15 protein-coding genes are annotated in these 14,769 nt (G+C 61.8%); 12 read left to right on the top strand and 3 right to left on the bottom strand.

Features of this window, described 5'->3' with window-relative positions:
* Positions 1-44 precede the first annotated feature (44 nt).
* The 8 genes from NPS46_RS15320 to NPS46_RS15285 all read left to right on the top strand — a co-directional run bounded on the left by NPS46_RS15320 (position 45) and on the right by NPS46_RS15285 (position 7,926).
* Entirely contained in the window at positions 45-1,049 is a 1,005-nt protein-coding gene (locus NPS46_RS15320) for a response regulator (protein WP_274108507.1), read from the top strand.
* A gap of 140 nt (positions 1,050-1,189) precedes the next feature.
* Positions 1,190-2,285 (top strand): peptide chain release factor 2 gene (gene prfB, locus NPS46_RS15315; RefSeq protein ID WP_274108506.1). Its coding sequence is split into 2 segments (ribosomal slippage): positions 1,190-1,261 and positions 1,263-2,285, totalling 1,095 coding nucleotides; the frame shifts between segments, so codons are not numbered across the junction.
* A 77-nt stretch (positions 2,286-2,362) separates the two neighbouring features.
* The gene (gene lysS, locus NPS46_RS15310; protein WP_274108505.1) at positions 2,363-3,865 is read left to right on the top strand and encodes a lysine--tRNA ligase; all 1,503 of its coding nucleotides are present in this window, start codon (positions 2,363-2,365) and stop codon (positions 3,863-3,865) included.
* 111 nt (positions 3,866-3,976) lie between these two features.
* Positions 3,977-4,681 carry a TetR/AcrR family transcriptional regulator gene (locus NPS46_RS15305; protein ID WP_274108557.1) on the top strand — a complete coding sequence of 235 codons (705 nt, stop codon included), beginning with the start codon at positions 3,977-3,979 and terminating at the stop codon, positions 4,679-4,681.
* Between the two features lie 30 nt (positions 4,682-4,711).
* The gene (locus NPS46_RS15300) at positions 4,712-5,257 is read left to right on the top strand and encodes a hypothetical protein (protein WP_274108504.1); all 546 of its coding nucleotides are present in this window, start codon (positions 4,712-4,714) and stop codon (positions 5,255-5,257) included.
* A 28-nt stretch (positions 5,258-5,285) separates the two neighbouring features.
* Complete coding sequence (locus tag NPS46_RS15295; protein ID WP_274108503.1) at positions 5,286-6,563, top strand: flavohemoglobin expression-modulating QEGLA motif protein; 1,278 nt, start codon at positions 5,286-5,288, stop codon at positions 6,561-6,563.
* A gap of 125 nt (positions 6,564-6,688) precedes the next feature.
* The gene (locus NPS46_RS15290; protein ID WP_274108555.1) at positions 6,689-7,600 is read left to right on the top strand and encodes an alpha/beta hydrolase; all 912 of its coding nucleotides are present in this window, start codon (positions 6,689-6,691) and stop codon (positions 7,598-7,600) included.
* Positions 7,597-7,926, top strand: coding sequence for a hypothetical protein (locus tag NPS46_RS15285; protein ID WP_274108502.1), 330 nt, complete (start codon positions 7,597-7,599; stop codon positions 7,924-7,926). Before NPS46_RS15290 ends, NPS46_RS15285 begins: the two co-directional genes overlap by 4 nt.
* A 62-nt stretch (positions 7,927-7,988) precedes the next feature.
* Here the strand turns inward: NPS46_RS15285 and NPS46_RS15280 are convergent, their stop codons facing one another.
* The 3 genes from NPS46_RS15280 to NPS46_RS15270 form a co-directional block, all read right to left on the bottom strand.
* The gene (locus NPS46_RS15280) at positions 7,989-8,777 is read right to left on the bottom strand and encodes an OmpA family protein (RefSeq protein ID WP_274108501.1); all 789 of its coding nucleotides are present in this window, start codon (positions 8,775-8,777) and stop codon (positions 7,989-7,991) included.
* 54 nt (positions 8,778-8,831) lie between these two features.
* Positions 8,832-9,230: a DUF4398 domain-containing protein gene (locus tag NPS46_RS15275; protein WP_274108500.1), complete on the bottom strand. Its 399-nt coding sequence runs from the start codon at positions 9,228-9,230 to the stop codon at positions 8,832-8,834.
* Positions 9,231-9,505: 275 nt separating this feature from the next.
* Positions 9,506-9,850, bottom strand: coding sequence for a pilin assembly protein (locus NPS46_RS15270; protein WP_274108499.1), 345 nt, complete (start codon positions 9,848-9,850; stop codon positions 9,506-9,508).
* Between the two features lie 175 nt (positions 9,851-10,025).
* On the opposite strand from NPS46_RS15270, the gene ppc reads away from it, so the two are divergent.
* The 4 genes from ppc (at position 10,026) to NPS46_RS15250 (ending at position 14,767) form a co-directional block, all read left to right on the top strand.
* Entirely contained in the window at positions 10,026-12,656 is a 2,631-nt protein-coding gene (gene ppc / locus NPS46_RS15265; protein WP_274108498.1) for a phosphoenolpyruvate carboxylase, read from the top strand.
* Between the two features lie 278 nt (positions 12,657-12,934).
* Positions 12,935-13,582, top strand: coding sequence for an adenylate kinase (gene adk, locus NPS46_RS15260; protein ID WP_274108497.1), 648 nt, complete (start codon positions 12,935-12,937; stop codon positions 13,580-13,582).
* Between the two features lie 90 nt (positions 13,583-13,672).
* Complete coding sequence (gene tsaB / locus NPS46_RS15255) at positions 13,673-14,353, top strand: tRNA (adenosine(37)-N6)-threonylcarbamoyltransferase complex dimerization subunit type 1 TsaB (protein ID WP_274108496.1); 681 nt, start codon at positions 13,673-13,675, stop codon at positions 14,351-14,353.
* 126 nt (positions 14,354-14,479) lie between these two features.
* Positions 14,480-14,767: a hypothetical protein gene (locus NPS46_RS15250; RefSeq protein ID WP_274108495.1), complete on the top strand. Its 288-nt coding sequence runs from the start codon at positions 14,480-14,482 to the stop codon at positions 14,765-14,767.
* Positions 14,768-14,769 lie beyond the last annotated feature (2 nt).

Raw genomic sequence — 14,769 nt, 5'->3', positions numbered from 1 at the left:
AACCCGCTGCACTGGCTTGAAAGAACAGATTCAGGTGACCGCGCATGAATGAGATTTCGCTCGAAGACATCAAAACCGTGGACGAGAACGCCGCGATGGTGCTGCTGGTCGACGACCAGGCCATGATCGGTGAGGCCGTACGTCGCGGCCTGGCCAATGAGGTGAATATAGATTTTCACTTCTGCGCCGATCCGCACCAGGCCATTGCCCAGGCGATGCGTATCAAGCCGACGGTGATCCTCCAGGACCTGGTGATGCCGGGGCTCGATGGCCTGACGCTGGTGCGCGAGTACCGCAACCACCCGGCGACCCAGAACATTCCGATCATCGTGCTTTCGACCAAGGAAGACCCGCTGATCAAGAGTGCGGCCTTTGCTGCCGGGGCCAACGACTACCTGGTCAAGCTACCGGACAATATCGAACTGGTGGCGCGGATCCGCTATCACTCGCGTTCCTACATGACCCTGCTGCAGCGCGATGCCGCCTACCGCGCGTTGCGGGTGAGCCAGCAGCAGTTGCTCGATACCAACCTGGTCCTGCAACGGCTGATGAACTCGGACGGGTTGACCGGGCTGTCCAACCGCCGGCATTTCGACGAGTACATGGAGCTGGAATGGCGCCGAGCCATGCGGGAGCAGGCGCAAATCTCGCTCCTGATGATCGATGTCGACTACTTCAAGTCCTACAACGACAACTTTGGTCACCTGGAGGGCGATGAAGCCCTGCGCAAAGTGGCCACGGCCATTCGCGAAGCCAGCAGCCGTCCGTCGGATCTGCCGGCCCGCTATGGCGGTGAAGAGTTCGCCCTGGTGTTGCCCAATACCTCGCCGGGTGGGGCGCGGCTGGTGGCGGAGAAGCTGCGCCAGACGGTCGCCGGCATGCGCATTCCCCATGTTTTCCCCGCTGAAGGCTCGATCCTGAGCGTCAGTATCGGCCTATCGACCATGACGCCGGAGCCGGGCAGTAACTGCCGGCAACTGATCCTGGCGGCTGACAAGGGCCTGTATATGGCCAAGAACAACGGGCGTAACCAGGTCGGGATCGAATAGCCCCCCGAGAACCGCGTGGGTTGGGTGGCCAGGCCAGCCTGGAGCTTTTGCGCACTCAGGCCGTCGGGCGGGCTGCCGTGAGGACATGAGTGCGTTATACTCGCCGGCTTTCAAAAGTTCGCCAACGAGTGCTGCCCGCCATGGAAATCAACCCGATCCTTAACAGCATCAAGGACCTGTCCGAGCGCTCCGAAACTATTCGGGGGTATCTTTGACTACGATCAAAAGCATGAGCGTCTGACCGAAGTCAATCGCGAGCTTGAAGATCCGAGTGTCTGGAACAACCCCGAGTACGCGCAGAATCTGGGCCGCGAGCGTTCGCTGCTGGCACAGATCGTCGAAACCCTCGATGAGATGTCCAGCGGTCTGGCCGATGCCAAAGACCTGCTGTTGATGGCCGCCGAGGAAGAAGACCAGGGCGCCGTCGACGACGTTTCCCTGGAAGTGGAGCGCCTGCGCGAAGCCCTGGAGAAACTTGAATTTCGCCGGATGTTCAGTGGCGAGATGGATGCCAACAACGCCTACCTGGATATCCAGGCCGGTTCCGGCGGCACCGAAGCCCAGGACTGGGCCAATATCCTGCTGCGCATGTACCTGCGCTGGGCCGACAAGCGCGGTTTCGACGCGACCATCATGGAGCTGTCCGCCGGCGAAGTCGCCGGGATCAAGGGCGCGACCGTGCATATCAAGGGTGAATACGCCTTTGGCTGGTTGCGTACTGAAATCGGTGTGCACCGTCTGGTCCGCAAGAGCCCATATGACTCCGGTAACCGCCGTCACACCTCGTTCTCGGCGGTGTTCGTTTCCCCGGAAATCGATGACAACATCGAAATCGATATCAACCCGTCGGACCTGCGCATCGACACCTACCGTTCCTCCGGGGCCGGTGGTCAGCACGTTAACACCACCGACTCGGCCGTACGGATTACCCACGTACCGACCAACACCGTGGTTAGCTGCCAGAACGAACGTTCCCAGCATGCGAACAAAGACACCGCGATGAAAATGCTGCGGGCCCGTTTGTACGAACAGGAAGTGCAGAAGCGCAACGCCGCGTCCCAGGCCCTGGAAGAAACCAAGTCGGATATCGGCTGGGGTCACCAGATCCGTTCGTACGTTCTCGATGCCTCGCGTATCAAGGACCTGCGCACCAATATCGAACGCAGCGACTGCGACAAGGTGCTCGATGGCGACATCGACGAATACCTGATCGCCAGCCTCAAGCAAGGCCTGTAGGCCTCGCGGTAGCACAGCCGCCGCGCCCCCCTGCCGTCAGGTGGGGGCAACGAATCAGTGATGGAAAATTTAAAGACATGAGCGACCAACAACTCGATCCGCAAGCCCTGCAACAGGAAGAAAACGCCCTGATCGCCCTGCGCAAGGAAAAGCTTGCCGCCGAGCGTGCCAAAGGCCAGGCCTTCCCCAACGACTTCCGTCGCGACAGTTACTGCGAAGATTTGCAGAAGCGGTACGCGGACAAGACCAAGGAAGAGCTGGAAGCAGCCGAGATTCCGGTCAAGGTTGCGGGTCGCATCATGCTCAACCGTGGTTCGTTCATGGTGATCCAGGACATGTCCGGGCGCATCCAGGTCTACGTCAACCGCAAGACCCTGCCGGAAGAAACCCTGGCGGCCGTGAAAACCTGGGACCTGGGCGACATCATTGCCGCCGAAGGCACCCTGGCCCGTTCCGGCAAGGGCGACCTGTACGTTGAAATGACCCAGGTCCGCCTGCTGACCAAGTCCCTGCGTCCGCTGCCCGACAAGCACCACGGCCTGACCGACACTGAGGCGCGTTATCGCCAGCGCTATGTCGACCTGATCGTCAACGAAGACGTGCGCAAGACCTTCCGCGTGCGCTCGCAGGTCATCGCCCATATCCGCAGCTTCCTGATGAAGCGCGACTTCCTCGAAGTCGAAACGCCGATGTTGCAGACCATTCCTGGCGGTGCCGCAGCCAAGCCGTTTGAAACCCACCACAATGCCCTGGACATGGACATGTACCTGCGCATCGCGCCGGAGCTGTACCTCAAGCGTCTGGTGGTCGGTGGCTTCGAGCGTGTGTTCGAGATCAACCGCAACTTCCGTAACGAAGGCGTTTCGACCCGGCACAACCCCGAGTTCACCATGCTCGAGTTCTACCAGGCCTATGCCGACTACGAAGACAACATGGACCTCACCGAGGAACTGTTCCGTGAGCTGGCGCAGTTGGTGCTGGGCAGCACCGACGTGCCTTACCAGGGCAAGGTCTTCCACTTCGGCGAGCCGTTCGTGCGCCTGTCGGTGTTCGACTCGATCCTCAAGTACAACCCAGAAATTACCGCTGCCGACCTGCAGGACATCGACAAGGCCCGTGCCATCGCCAAGCAGGCCGGCGCCAAGGTCCTCGGCTTCGAAGGCTTGGGTAAGCTGCAGGTGATGATTTTCGAAGAGCTGGTCGAGCACAAGCTGGAGCAGCCGCACTTCATTACCCAGTACCCGTTCGAAGTGTCGCCGCTGGCTCGTCGCAACGATGAAAACCCGAATGTTACCGATCGCTTCGAGCTGTTTATCGGTGGCCGTGAAATCGCCAACGCCTATTCCGAGCTCAACGATGCCCAGGACCAGGCCGAACGCTTCCAGGCCCAGGTGGCCGACAAGGATGCGGGCGATGACGAAGCCATGCATTACGACGCCGATTTCGTCCGTGCCCTGGAGTACGGCATGCCGCCGACCGCCGGCGAAGGCATCGGTATCGACCGCCTGGTGATGCTGCTGACCGACTCCGCGTCGATCCGCGATGTGATCCTGTTCCCGCACATGCGCCCCGAGGCGTAATCGCGTTGAATAACAAGCCGCCTCATTCAGGCGGCTTTTTATTGCGCGCCGCAGACGGCGCGAAGCTGTGGTTTTCCTGGCAACTGAAGAGGTCTGCTCGTGAACTGTGCAATAGCGCCCCAGGGCGCGGCGGGGATCGCCACGGCGGTGGCCCAGAGTGTGCAATACCAGGGGCGCAAGGCGAGCCGGCAAGGCAGTGAGCAGCGCCGTCAGGCGATTCTCGACGCCGCCATGCGCATTGTCGTGCGTGAGGGCGTACGCGGCGTGCGTCACCGTGCGGTGGCGGCAGAAGCCGGCGTGCCGCTGTCGGCCACCACCTACTATTTCAAGGATATCGATGATCTGCTCACCGATACCTTTGCCCAATACGTCGAGCGCAGCGCGGCTTACATGGCCAAACTGTGGGAGAACACCGAAGGTTTGCTGCGCGAGCTGATGGCCCGCGGCGATGGCAGCGCCGAGTCGCGGGCGCAGTTGGCCGACGAGATCGGCCGCATGGCGGCCGACTACGTCAAGCGCCAGCTGGTCGGTCGCCGCGAGCACCTGATGGCCGAACAGGCCTTTCATCAGGAAGCCCTGCTGAACCCGCGTCTGGCGGTGCTGGTGCGGGCGCATCAGGAAATCCTCTTGCGCGGCACCTGTCAGATCTTTCAGGTCCTGGGCTCCAGGGCGCCCGAGCACGATGCCAAGGTGTTGACGGCCATGATCGGGCGGATGGAATATCAGGGCCTGCTGGACAGCGCGCAACCGCTGGCCGAGCAAGAGATTCTGGCTATTCTCACGCGGTGTATGCATCTGGTGCTGGCGGCTGTGTAAGCGCGAGCGGCTTCTGTCTAGGAGTGTCGAATGAAAGGTTGGCGCGTTGCCATGGTGTTGTCGTTTTTACTGTTGAGCGGTTGCCTGGTGACCTTCAAGCAGCCGTTGCCCGCCGATCAGGCGGCACCCGCAGCCCTGCTCGGCAAATGGACCAGCAAGGATGCCTGGGGCGAGTCGCTGAACCTTGAGATCAAGCCTGCCGGGAGCAATCGCTACCGCGCCATCAGCTACCCCAAAGGCAAGCCTGGCCAGCGTGACGAGTACCTGTTCAGCGTGGCCCGCCATGGCAGTCGCTGGTACCTCTCGGCGCCGGTGCCGGAAAAATTCGGCGGGCATTTTACCCTGGCCGGCTTTGAGCTGACCGACAAGCACGAACTGGTGGTCTACAACCTGGATATGGATCAGTTGCGCCAGGCCCAGGGCGCCGCCGCACTGAGCTGGGAAACGGTCGAAACCCAGGAAGGCGAAGGCCTGCTGGTCACCAGCGAACAGAAGCAGGTGTTTGCCTACCTCGACGACCCGGCGAACTCCGATGTGTTTGTCGAAGCGGCCCGCTATCAGCGCGCCGGCCAGTAAACCCCGATAGATTCGCAAGGAGCCACCCGTGGACGAGTACCAGCAGACGATACGCAGCCTGTCCGATCGCATCGTACTGGCGCAGGCGCCAATCCGGGTGCTGGATGCGGTGAAGTGGGACGATTCGATCCGGCGCGGCTTCCTCAAGGGCAAGGGCCGGGAGATGCCGGCGGTGGACCGCGCCTACTACGCCGGGCGACCGCTGTCCTTTGACTCCAGCGCGGTGAAGCTGGAGTTCCAGAATATCGAGCGCGATATCACTCGCCAGTTGGGTCAGTTCAACCCGGTCGGGCAGATCATGCGGCGCATGTGTAAGGAGTACCGGATGGTGGTGCGCATGCTCGAGGCGCGTGGCACCGAGGATTTCGGGTTGATCTCCCAGGAGCTCTATGGCGCTGCGTCCGATGCCTTCCATGCGGGTGATCCGACCCTGTCCGACCTGGGCCTGATGCTTTCCGACTACCTGAACAATATCGATGGCCGTGGCGACCTCAAGGACGAAGCCAAGACGTTGACCGCCAAGGATGCCGTTAGCCTGCTGCAGGGGCGCCTGAACAAGGTGTTTGGCGAGGCCGAGGAAACCATTCGGGTGTTCGAGTCCGACGGTATCGTCGCTGATGCCGCAGCCGGTGCCGACTACATCAAGATCCGCGCCGACGCGATGTTCAACGAGCGCGATGTGCGCGCCCTGGAAGTCCATGAAGGGCTGGTGCACGTCGGCACCACGCTCAACGGGCTGAACCAACCGATCTGCACTTTCCTGTCCAAGGGCCCGCCCTCGTCGACCGTGACCCAGGAAGGCCTGGCGATCCTGATGGAAGTCATTGCTTTTGCGTCGTACCCCAGCCGCCTGCGCAAACTGACCAACCGTACCCGGGCGATCCATATGGTCGAGGAGGGCGCGGACTTCCTCCAGGTCTATGAGTTCTTCCGTGAGCAGGGCTTCGAGATGGCCGAAAGCTATGGCAACGCCAGCCGGGTTTTCCGCGGTTCGGTGCCCAATGGACTGCCCTTTACCAAGGACTTGTCCTACCTCAAGGGCTTTATCATGGTTTACAACTATATTCAGCTGGCCGTGCGCAAGGGCAAGCTGGAGCAGGTGCCCCTGCTGTTTTGCGGCAAGACCACGCTGGAAGATATGCGGACCTTGCGCCAGTTGGTAGACGAAGGGCTGGTGGTGGCACCGAAATACCTGCCCGAGCAGTTTCGCGATATGAACGCCCTGTCGGCCTGGATGTGCTTCTCCAACTTCCTCAATCACCTGAGCCTGGACCGGATCGAAGCGGACTACTCGAATATTCTCTGAGGGGTCCATCCGCGGCCGCTACCGCCGGGCGACGTCCGCTGCGTAGCGTTTGGAGGATAGACCAGCACTCTGCGTGCGGACGCAACTGGCGGTATCAGGTGAATTTCACAGGGGGCCATGTGCCAATCAGGTTTTTCGGAGTTCTCGCGCTGCTGCTGGCCCTGGCCGGCTGCAGTTCGTTGCTGTTCTATCCCGAGCCAGGCCAGCCCTTCACGCCCCAGGCCGCCCATTTGCCGTATCGCGATATCAGCCTGACGGCCGCCGATGGCACGCGGCTGCATGCCTGGTGGTTGCCGGCCAAGGCCGGGGTGGCCGTCAAGGGGACGGTGCTGCACTTGCATGGCAATGGCGGCAATCTGGCGGGGCATCTGGGCGGCAGTTGGTGGTTGCCGGAGCAGGGCTACCAGGTGCTGCTGCTCGACTATCGCGGTTATGGCCTGTCGGAGGGGACACCAAGCCTGCCGGAGGTCTTCGAGGATATCGACGCGGCGTTTGCTTGGCTGCAAAACGCCCCCGAAGTGCAGGGCAAGCCGTTGGTGGTCTTGGGCCAGAGCCTCGGCGGGGCGCTGGCGATTCGTTACCTGGCCGACCACCCCGAGGCCCAGGCTCGCCTGCAGGCCCTGGTACTCGACGGCGTGCCGGCCAGCTACCGTGAGGTCGGCCGTTACGCGTTGAGTACCTCCTGGCTGACCTGGCCGTTCCAGGTGCCGTTGTCCTGGCTGGTGCCGGACGCTGACAGTGCGATCCACGCGCTGCCGGCGTTGACGGGCGTGCCGAAATTGATCTTCCACAGCCTTGATGATCCAATCGTGCCTCTTTCCAACGGCATCCTGGTGTATCAAGCTGCGCCGCCACCCCGGGTGCTGCAACTGACGCGCGGTGGTCATGTACAGACGTTCGCTGATCCGACTTGGCGCCAGGTGATGTTGAGCTACCTCGACGACCCGCAGCACTTTAATGGCCTGCGCCGCCTGGGCGAGATCCCGAATTACCCTGTACCCACGAATTCCAAAGTTGAGCCCGAGAGAACGCAATGAGTGAAGAACGCAACGCCATCCCCCTGATCATCACCGGTATCTGCAGCATCATTGGTACCGTGGCCTGCCTCTGGTACTACGGTTATCTGCATTTCGCCAAGCCTGAAGACGCGCTGTTGCTGAGCGACTTCACCATGCTCAAGACCGTACCGGGCGAGGACTACAAGATCTCCCTGACCCCGGCCACTGAAGTCGCGCAGTGCATCGATGGCGTGCTGGTGATGTTCGATACCGAGCAGAAAGGCCTGACCGGCGTGCTGGTCAACAAGAAGAAACAGGCCGTGCGTTGCATGGGCCAGGAAACCCCGCAGTTGCTGCAGCAGTAAGGTGGCTTGAGCCTCCATGAAAAAACCGCCCGAGGGCGGTTTTTTTGTGGCTCAGCGCACGATCAGTTGCGACTCATCGACGAACGTGGTGCGACCGGCTGATTGTCGTTGGAGATGGTCACTTCCACCCGACGGTTCATTGCCCGGCCCGAAACGCTGCCGTTATCGGCCACTGGATACTCTTTGCCATAGCCCTGGGTCACGATACGAGTGGGGTCGACGCCCATCTTGATCAGCGCCATTTTTACAGAGCCAGCACGACGTTCGGACAGGGTCAGGTTGTAGGCGTCCGAGCCGGTGCTGTCGGTGTAGCCCTCGACAATCACTTTACGGTCGGGGTTTTCCTGAAGGAACTGCGCCAGTTTGTTGATATTGACCAGGCCGCTGGACTTCAGGTCGGCTTTGTTGGTGGCGAACAGCACATCACCGAAGGTCACCAGGGTGCCGCGCTCGGTCTGCTTGGCGTTGAGGCTGTTCTGCAACTGTGTGATCTGCGCGTCGCGGGCGTCCAGACGGGCCTGGGCGCGCTGGGCGGCGGAGGTTTTGAGCTCGGCTTCGGCGGTGCGCAGCGCAATGGTCTGCTTGGCCACTTCGACGCGCTGGTTGGTCAGGTAGGCCAACTGGTCGACTTTCTTCTCGTCTTCGCGTTCCTGGTAGGCCCGGTCAGCCTTGTCCAGCCAGTCGCTGGCGTCCTTGGTCTCCAGGGCCGCGACCTTGCTGGCCTGCGGATTGGCCTGCAGGCCGGCGTAATTGGTCCGTGCCTGCTCCAGATTGACGTTCGGTTGCGAAGAGCAGGCCGCCAGGCCAACGCTCAGGGCGAGGAGGGCAGGGATCATCAATTGTTTGCGCATAATAATTCGTCCTTTAGATCGCGTAACGGGTAGCAGAGGGAGGTAGCCGGGTGCTTATTGCACGTTGCGCATGCCTTCCTGACGCAGTTCCTGAACGCCCTGTTTGGCGTCCTGTACGGCTTTTTCGGCCTTGGCCGCCTGGGCTTTGCGTTCGGCGACGCGGGCGTCCCATTCGGCCTGTTCGGCCAGGCGCCGGGCTTCGTCGTACTTTTTGTCATGCATGGCCAGTTCGGCTTGTTTGAGCTTGTCCTGAGCAGACTTCATTTCCACTGCGGCGAACTCGGTGCCACCAGCGCTGACCGCGCTGTTGACCGCCGATTGGGTCACCGCGTACTGCTCGCTCGGCGGGTTGCCGGCACACCCGGCCAGAACGAGGCTGCTGCCTAGGGCCAGTGTGGCGAGCTTGAGGCTGCGCAGCGGTTTGAACGAGGATGTGGCAGTGCTGATCTTCATGGTCTTCAACTCCATTGGGTACGCCTGATAACTTTGTCATCCACCCTGGTCTTGCAGGCTTCAAGAGCACTTATGAAACGGCTGTTCCAGCGATGGCTACTGGCTGTGACCCGAGGCTTTTTTGAATAGTTCAGCAAAGATGGCCAGATGCCTGGAAAAAAACCTGACACCTTGGACAGTGATTTTTTTACGGAACTTTTGCCTGTGTACAGGGGTATCCCCGGCTTTCTAACGGCCGGGGACAGGTGTCTGGGAGTGAGTGCAGGGGGCGTTGATCAGTGTTTTGGCTTATCTGTCGAAGCGCTCAGGTCGTGCAGATAACGCCGTGACAGAGCGAGGAAGCGTGGGGTGGGGCCGACATCTTCGTAGAGTGGATCGCCTTCTTCATCCGTGGCGATCACCTGCTGACCCCGGATGTAGGGGAAGCTGGCTTCCAACTCCTCCAGTGCCGCGCCCAGCAGTTCCCCGAGCAGTTCTTCGGGGGTGCGCTTGGGGTACATCTCGGCAATGGCGGCCAGCCGGGCAGCCGCTTCCATATCCAGGTGAATGGCGTAGCCGGTCGGTGTCAGGGGCCCTTTGGCGGTTTCTTCCCACTGCTGGGCGAGTTCGCGGATTTTCATAGCAACCTCGGTTGTTGCCTGCGGGGGCAGGCACAGGTGAGTGATCAGCCATGGCAATGGCTTAACTAGAGACTAGACCCGATGCCGCAGGTTCACGGCGATCTTGTAAGTCCGCGGCGCGGTGGGGCACTCTTGGGCTTTGCATGTCTTCAAGAGTCCGCTGGAGAAGTGGCTGATGAGCGATATCGATCTGCGTTTGCGAGAGGACGTCCACCTGCTGGGCGAGCTATTGGGCAATACCATCCGGGATCAGCATGGCGCTGAGTTCCTCGACAAGATTGAACGCATCCGCCACGGTGCCAAGGCTGATCGGGGTGGTTCGGTAGGCGAGGCCCTGGGCGCCAGCCTCGATCAACTGCGCGAAGACGAACTGCTGCCAGTGGCGCGAGCGTTCAATCAGTTTCTCAATCTGGCCAACATCGCCGAGCAGTACCAACTGATTCATCGCCGCGATGATTCTCAGCCGGCACCGTTCGAGGCCCGGGTCTTGCCCGAACTGCTGGCTCGGCTGCTGGCCGAAGGGCATGGGGCCGAGGCGCTGGCCCGTCAGCTTGGCCGGCTGGAAATCGAGCTGGTGCTGACCGCTCATCCGACCGAGGTGGCCCGCCGTACGCTGATCCAGAAATACGATGCGATTGCCGCGCAACTGGCTGCCCAAGACCACCGGGACCTGACCCGCGCCGAGCGGGACGAGATCCAGCAACGGTTACAGCGGTTGATCGCCGAGGCGTGGCACACCGAAGAGATCCGCCGCGTGCGGCCGACGCCGGTGGACGAAGCCAAGTGGGGCTTTGCCGTTATCGAGCATTCGCTCTGGCACGCCATTCCCCATTACCTGCGCAAGGCCGACCAGGCCCTGCATGCGGCCACCGGATTGCACTTGCCCCTGGAAGCCGCGCCGATCCGCTTTGCGTCCTGGATGGGCGGCGATCGCGATGGCAACCCCAATGTCACGGCGGCGGTGACCCGCGAGGTGCTGCTGCTGGCGCGCTGGATGGCGGCGGACCTGTATCTGCGCGATGTCGAGCACCTGGCGGCCGAGTTGTCGATGCAGCAAGCCAATGCCGAGCTGCAGGCGCGGGTGGGTGATAGCAGTGAGCCTTATCGCAGCCTGCTCAAGCAGTTGCGTGACCGTCTGCGTTCCACGCGTAGCTGGGCCCAGGCCGCGCTGAAAGGCAACGTGCCGATGCCGGCGGATCTGTTGCAGCACAACCGCGAGCTGCTCGAACCGCTGCAGCTTTGCTACAACTCGCTGCATGAGTGCGGCATGGGCGTGATTGCCAATGGCCCATTGCTCGATTGCCTGCGCCGGGCGGCGACCTTCGGCCTGTTCCTGGTACGCCTGGACGTTCGTCAGGACGCGTCCCGGCATAGCGCGGCGATGACCGAAATCACCGACTACCTGGGCCTGGGGCGCTATGAAGAGTGGGACGAGGAGACGCGGCTGAGTTTCCTGATGACCGAGCTGAACAATCGTCGCCCCCTGTTGCCAAGCCACTTCAAACCCGCAGCGGACACGGCCGAGGTCCTGGCCACCTGCCGGGAAATTGCCGGTGCGCCGGCTGCCTCGCTGGGTTCCTATGTGATCTCCATGGCCGGGGCGGCCTCCGATGTGCTGGCGGTGCAGTTGCTGCTCAAGGAGTCCGGGGTGTTGCGGCCGATGCGGGTGGTGCCGCTGTTCGAGACCCTGGCCGATCTGGACAACGCCGGGCCGGTGATCCAGCGCCTGTTGCTGTTGCCCGGTTATCGCGCGCGTCTGCAAGGCCCGCAGGAAGTGATGATCGGCTATTCCGACTCGGCCAAGGATGCCGGTACCACGGCGGCGGCCTGGGCCCAGTACCGGGCCCAGGAGCAACTGGTGGAGATCTGCCGGGAGCAGCAGGTCGAACTGTTACTGTTCCATGGTCGCGGCGGCACGGTCGGCCGGGGCGGCGGCCCGGCCCATGCGGCGATCCTGTCGCAGCCGCCGGGGTCGGTGGCGGGACGTTTCCGGACCACCGAACAGGGCGAGATGATCCGCTTCAAGTTCGGCCTGCCGGATATCGCCGAGCAGAACCTCAACCTCTATCTGGCCGCGGTACTGGAAGCGACCTTGTTGCCGCCACCCCCACCGGAGCCGGCCTGGCGCGAGGTAATGGACAAGCTGGCCGCCGATGGCGTGAATGCCTACCGCGCGGTGGTGCGCGAGAATCCGCAGTTTGTCGAATACTTCCGCCAGTCGACGCCGGAGCAGGAACTGGGCCGGCTGCCGCTGGGCAGCCGACCGGCCAAGCGCCGGGCTGGCGGGATTGAAAGCCTGCGGGCGATTCCGTGGATTTTCGGCTGGACCCAGACGCGCCTAATGCTGCCGGCCTGGCTGGGCTGGGAGGCGGCCTTGAGCAAGGCGCTGGCGCGTGGTGAGGGTGCGCAGTTGCAAGAGATGCGCGGGCGCTGGCCGTTCTTCCGCACGCGCATCGATATGTTGGAAATGGTCCTGGCCAAAACCGATGCCGATATCGCCAGGCTGTATGACGAGCGGCTGGTCGAGCCGGATCTGCTGCCATTGGGGGTGCATTTACGCGACCTATTGTCGCAGGCGTGCAGTGTGGTGCTGGGCTTGACCGGGCAGTCGCAACTGCTGGCCCATAGCCCGGACACCCTGGAATTCATCCGCTTGCGCAATACCTATCTGGACCCGTTGCATCTATTACAGGCCGAACTGCTGGCCCGCTCCCGGCGTGCGCAAGCGCCCCAGGGAAGCCCGCTGGAACAGGCGCTGCTGGTCTGTGTGGCCGGAATCGCGGCGGGCTTGCGCAATACTGGCTGACACTCCAGGGCAGGGGCGAATCACGGCAACTGGCCGATCCGTAGGGATTGGCTACCCTGCTCAGGCGGTACTTCATTAGCGGGTTGCGCCTTGGCCTACTGGCTTTTTGGCGTCTTATTGACGCAGGTTTCTCCGACTTTCGGCGGCTTGTGTGGGCCCGGTCGGCTGTGTATCTTGATCAGCCTTTGGCCGTTTGGGCGGCCATGACCCTATATTTGAGATTGGCCCCATGAGGCGAATCCGACGTTATCTTTATAAAAAAATTGAGGAGCACATCGATGCGCGTGATTTTGCTGGGAGCTCCCGGGGCCGGTAAAGGTACTCAGGCTAAGTTCATCACCGAGAAGTTCGCTATTCCGCAAATCTCCACCGGCGACATGCTGCGTGCTGCCGTCAAGGCCGGCACCGAGCTGGGCCTGATCGCCAAGGGCGTCATGGACAGCGGTGGCCTGGTTTCCGATGAGCTGATCATCAACCTGGTCAAGGAACGCATCAGTCAGCCCGACTGCGTCAACGGCTTTCTGTTCGACGGCTTCCCGCGCACCATTCCCCAGGCAGAAGCGCTGGTCAAGAACGGTGTCGAACTGGACCACGTGATCGAAATCGCCGTCGATGACGAAGAGATCGTTCAACGTATCGCTGGTCGTCGCGTGCACGAAGCCTCGGGTCGCGTTTACCACACCATCTACAACCCGCCGAAAGTCGAGGGCAAGGATGATGTGACCGGCGAAGAGCTGGTACAGCGCAAGGACGACACCGAGGAAACCGTGCGCCATCGCCTCTCGGTCTACCACTCGCAGACCAAGCCTCTGGTGGACTTCTACCAGAACCTGGCGGCCAGCCAGGGCAAGCCGAAGTACAGCCATATCGCTGGCGTCGGTTCGGTGGAAGCGATCACCACCAAGGTGCTTGAAGCCCTGAGCTGAAAGCGCGTTTAGCGACATCTTCAACGGCCCGCTTGCGGGCCGTTGCTGTTTATAATGCCCGAACTTTTTTCTCCGCCGATGGAAACCCCGATGAGTACCTTGCTGGCCCTGGATACCGCGACTGAAGCTTGCTCCGTTGCCCTGCTGCACGATGGCAAGGTGACGAGCCACTACGAGGTGATCCCGCGCCTGCACGCCCAGAAGCTGCTGCCGATGATCCAGCAGTTGCTGGCCGATGCGGGCACCACCCTGAAGGCGGTCGATGCGATTGCCTTCGGTCGTGGGCCGGGCGCCTTTACTGGCGTGCGCATTGCCATTGGGGTGGTCCAGGGCCTGGCTTTTGCACTGGAGCGCCCGGTGTTGCCAGTGTCGAACCTGGCGGTGCTGGCCCAGCGTGCCTTGCGCGAACACGGCGCGACCCAGGTGGCGGCGGCGATCGATGCGCGTATGGACGAAGTGTACTGGGGCTGCTATCGCGAAGAGGCCGGGGAGATGCGTTTGCAGGGGCACGAAGCCGTGCTGGCCCCCGAGCTGGCGGCATTGCCGGCGGGCGCCGAGGGTAGCTGGTTTGGCGCGGGCACGGGCTGGGGCTATGCCGAGCGAATCGGGCTCAAACCCTACACTTTGGATGCCGGGATGCTGCCCCATGCTGAAGACTTGCTGACACTGGCACGCTTCGCCTGGGCCCGTGGCGAAGCCATCGTTGCCGATCTGGCGCAGCCGGTGTATCTGCGCGATAAAGTCGCGACGCCGAAGAAGCCGGCCGTATAAACGAGCAGCAGTCTGGCAATCTGCAGATAAACCTTTTCCAGGTTATGTGGTCTGGTTATCACTCGGGCATTTGCTTGTTTTAGCAGGTGCCGCTAAATTGCCATCATCGATACTGAGTAAGCATCTATGCGTATAGACGGCTTTTCATCCCATTCTTATCCGGTCAAGCGCAAGCCTCGCAAGAGCCAGGCCCAAGCGCCTGACGACGATGAGGTGATCGAGTTCGAAACGCCGCCAGCCCCGCGAAATCAGGCTTCTGGCGAGCGTATCGCCTCTTTGCCGGCACGCCAGCAGGACTTGATTTTCCCCCGCGCCATGAGCAAAAGCGTCGCCACGGCGCTGACGAGCTACCTGACCACAGCCGGTTTTGTCGACTGGGAGATGGAAGTGTTGGGGCTCGACCTGTATATCTGAGC

The sequence above is a fragment of the Pseudomonas putida genome, from assembly GCF_028682395.1.
Lineage (GTDB): Bacteria > Pseudomonadota > Gammaproteobacteria > Pseudomonadales > Pseudomonadaceae > Aquipseudomonas > Aquipseudomonas putida_AB.
The sequence above is the reverse complement of the archived record's forward strand: the minus strand, read 5'-3'. Positions and strand labels throughout refer to the sequence as shown.

Bases quoted from the DNA above. Each gene is read 5' to 3' on its own strand.
- NPS46_RS15320 (WP_274108507.1), top strand. From the start codon at position 45: ATGAATGAGATTTCGCTCGAAGACATCAAAACCGTGGACGAGAACGCC.
- lysS (WP_274108505.1), top strand. From the start codon at position 2,363: ATGAGCGACCAACAACTCGATCCGCAAGCCCTGCAACAGGAAGAAAAC.
- NPS46_RS15300 (WP_274108504.1), top strand. From the start codon at position 4,712: ATGAAAGGTTGGCGCGTTGCCATGGTGTTGTCGTTTTTACTGTTGAGC.
- NPS46_RS15285 (WP_274108502.1), top strand. From the start codon at position 7,597: ATGAGTGAAGAACGCAACGCCATCCCCCTGATCATCACCGGTATCTGC.
- NPS46_RS15280 (WP_274108501.1), bottom strand. From the start codon at position 8,777: ATGCGCAAACAATTGATGATCCCTGCCCTCCTCGCCCTGAGCGTTGGC.
- NPS46_RS15275 (WP_274108500.1), bottom strand. From the start codon at position 9,230: ATGAAGATCAGCACTGCCACATCCTCGTTCAAACCGCTGCGCAGCCTC.
- NPS46_RS15270 (WP_274108499.1), bottom strand. From the start codon at position 9,850: ATGAAAATCCGCGAACTCGCCCAGCAGTGGGAAGAAACCGCCAAAGGG.
- ppc (WP_274108498.1), top strand. From the start codon at position 10,026: ATGAGCGATATCGATCTGCGTTTGCGAGAGGACGTCCACCTGCTGGGC.
- adk (WP_274108497.1), top strand. From the start codon at position 12,935: ATGCGCGTGATTTTGCTGGGAGCTCCCGGGGCCGGTAAAGGTACTCAG.
- tsaB (WP_274108496.1), top strand. From the start codon at position 13,673: ATGAGTACCTTGCTGGCCCTGGATACCGCGACTGAAGCTTGCTCCGTT.
- NPS46_RS15250 (WP_274108495.1), top strand. From the start codon at position 14,480: ATGCGTATAGACGGCTTTTCATCCCATTCTTATCCGGTCAAGCGCAAG.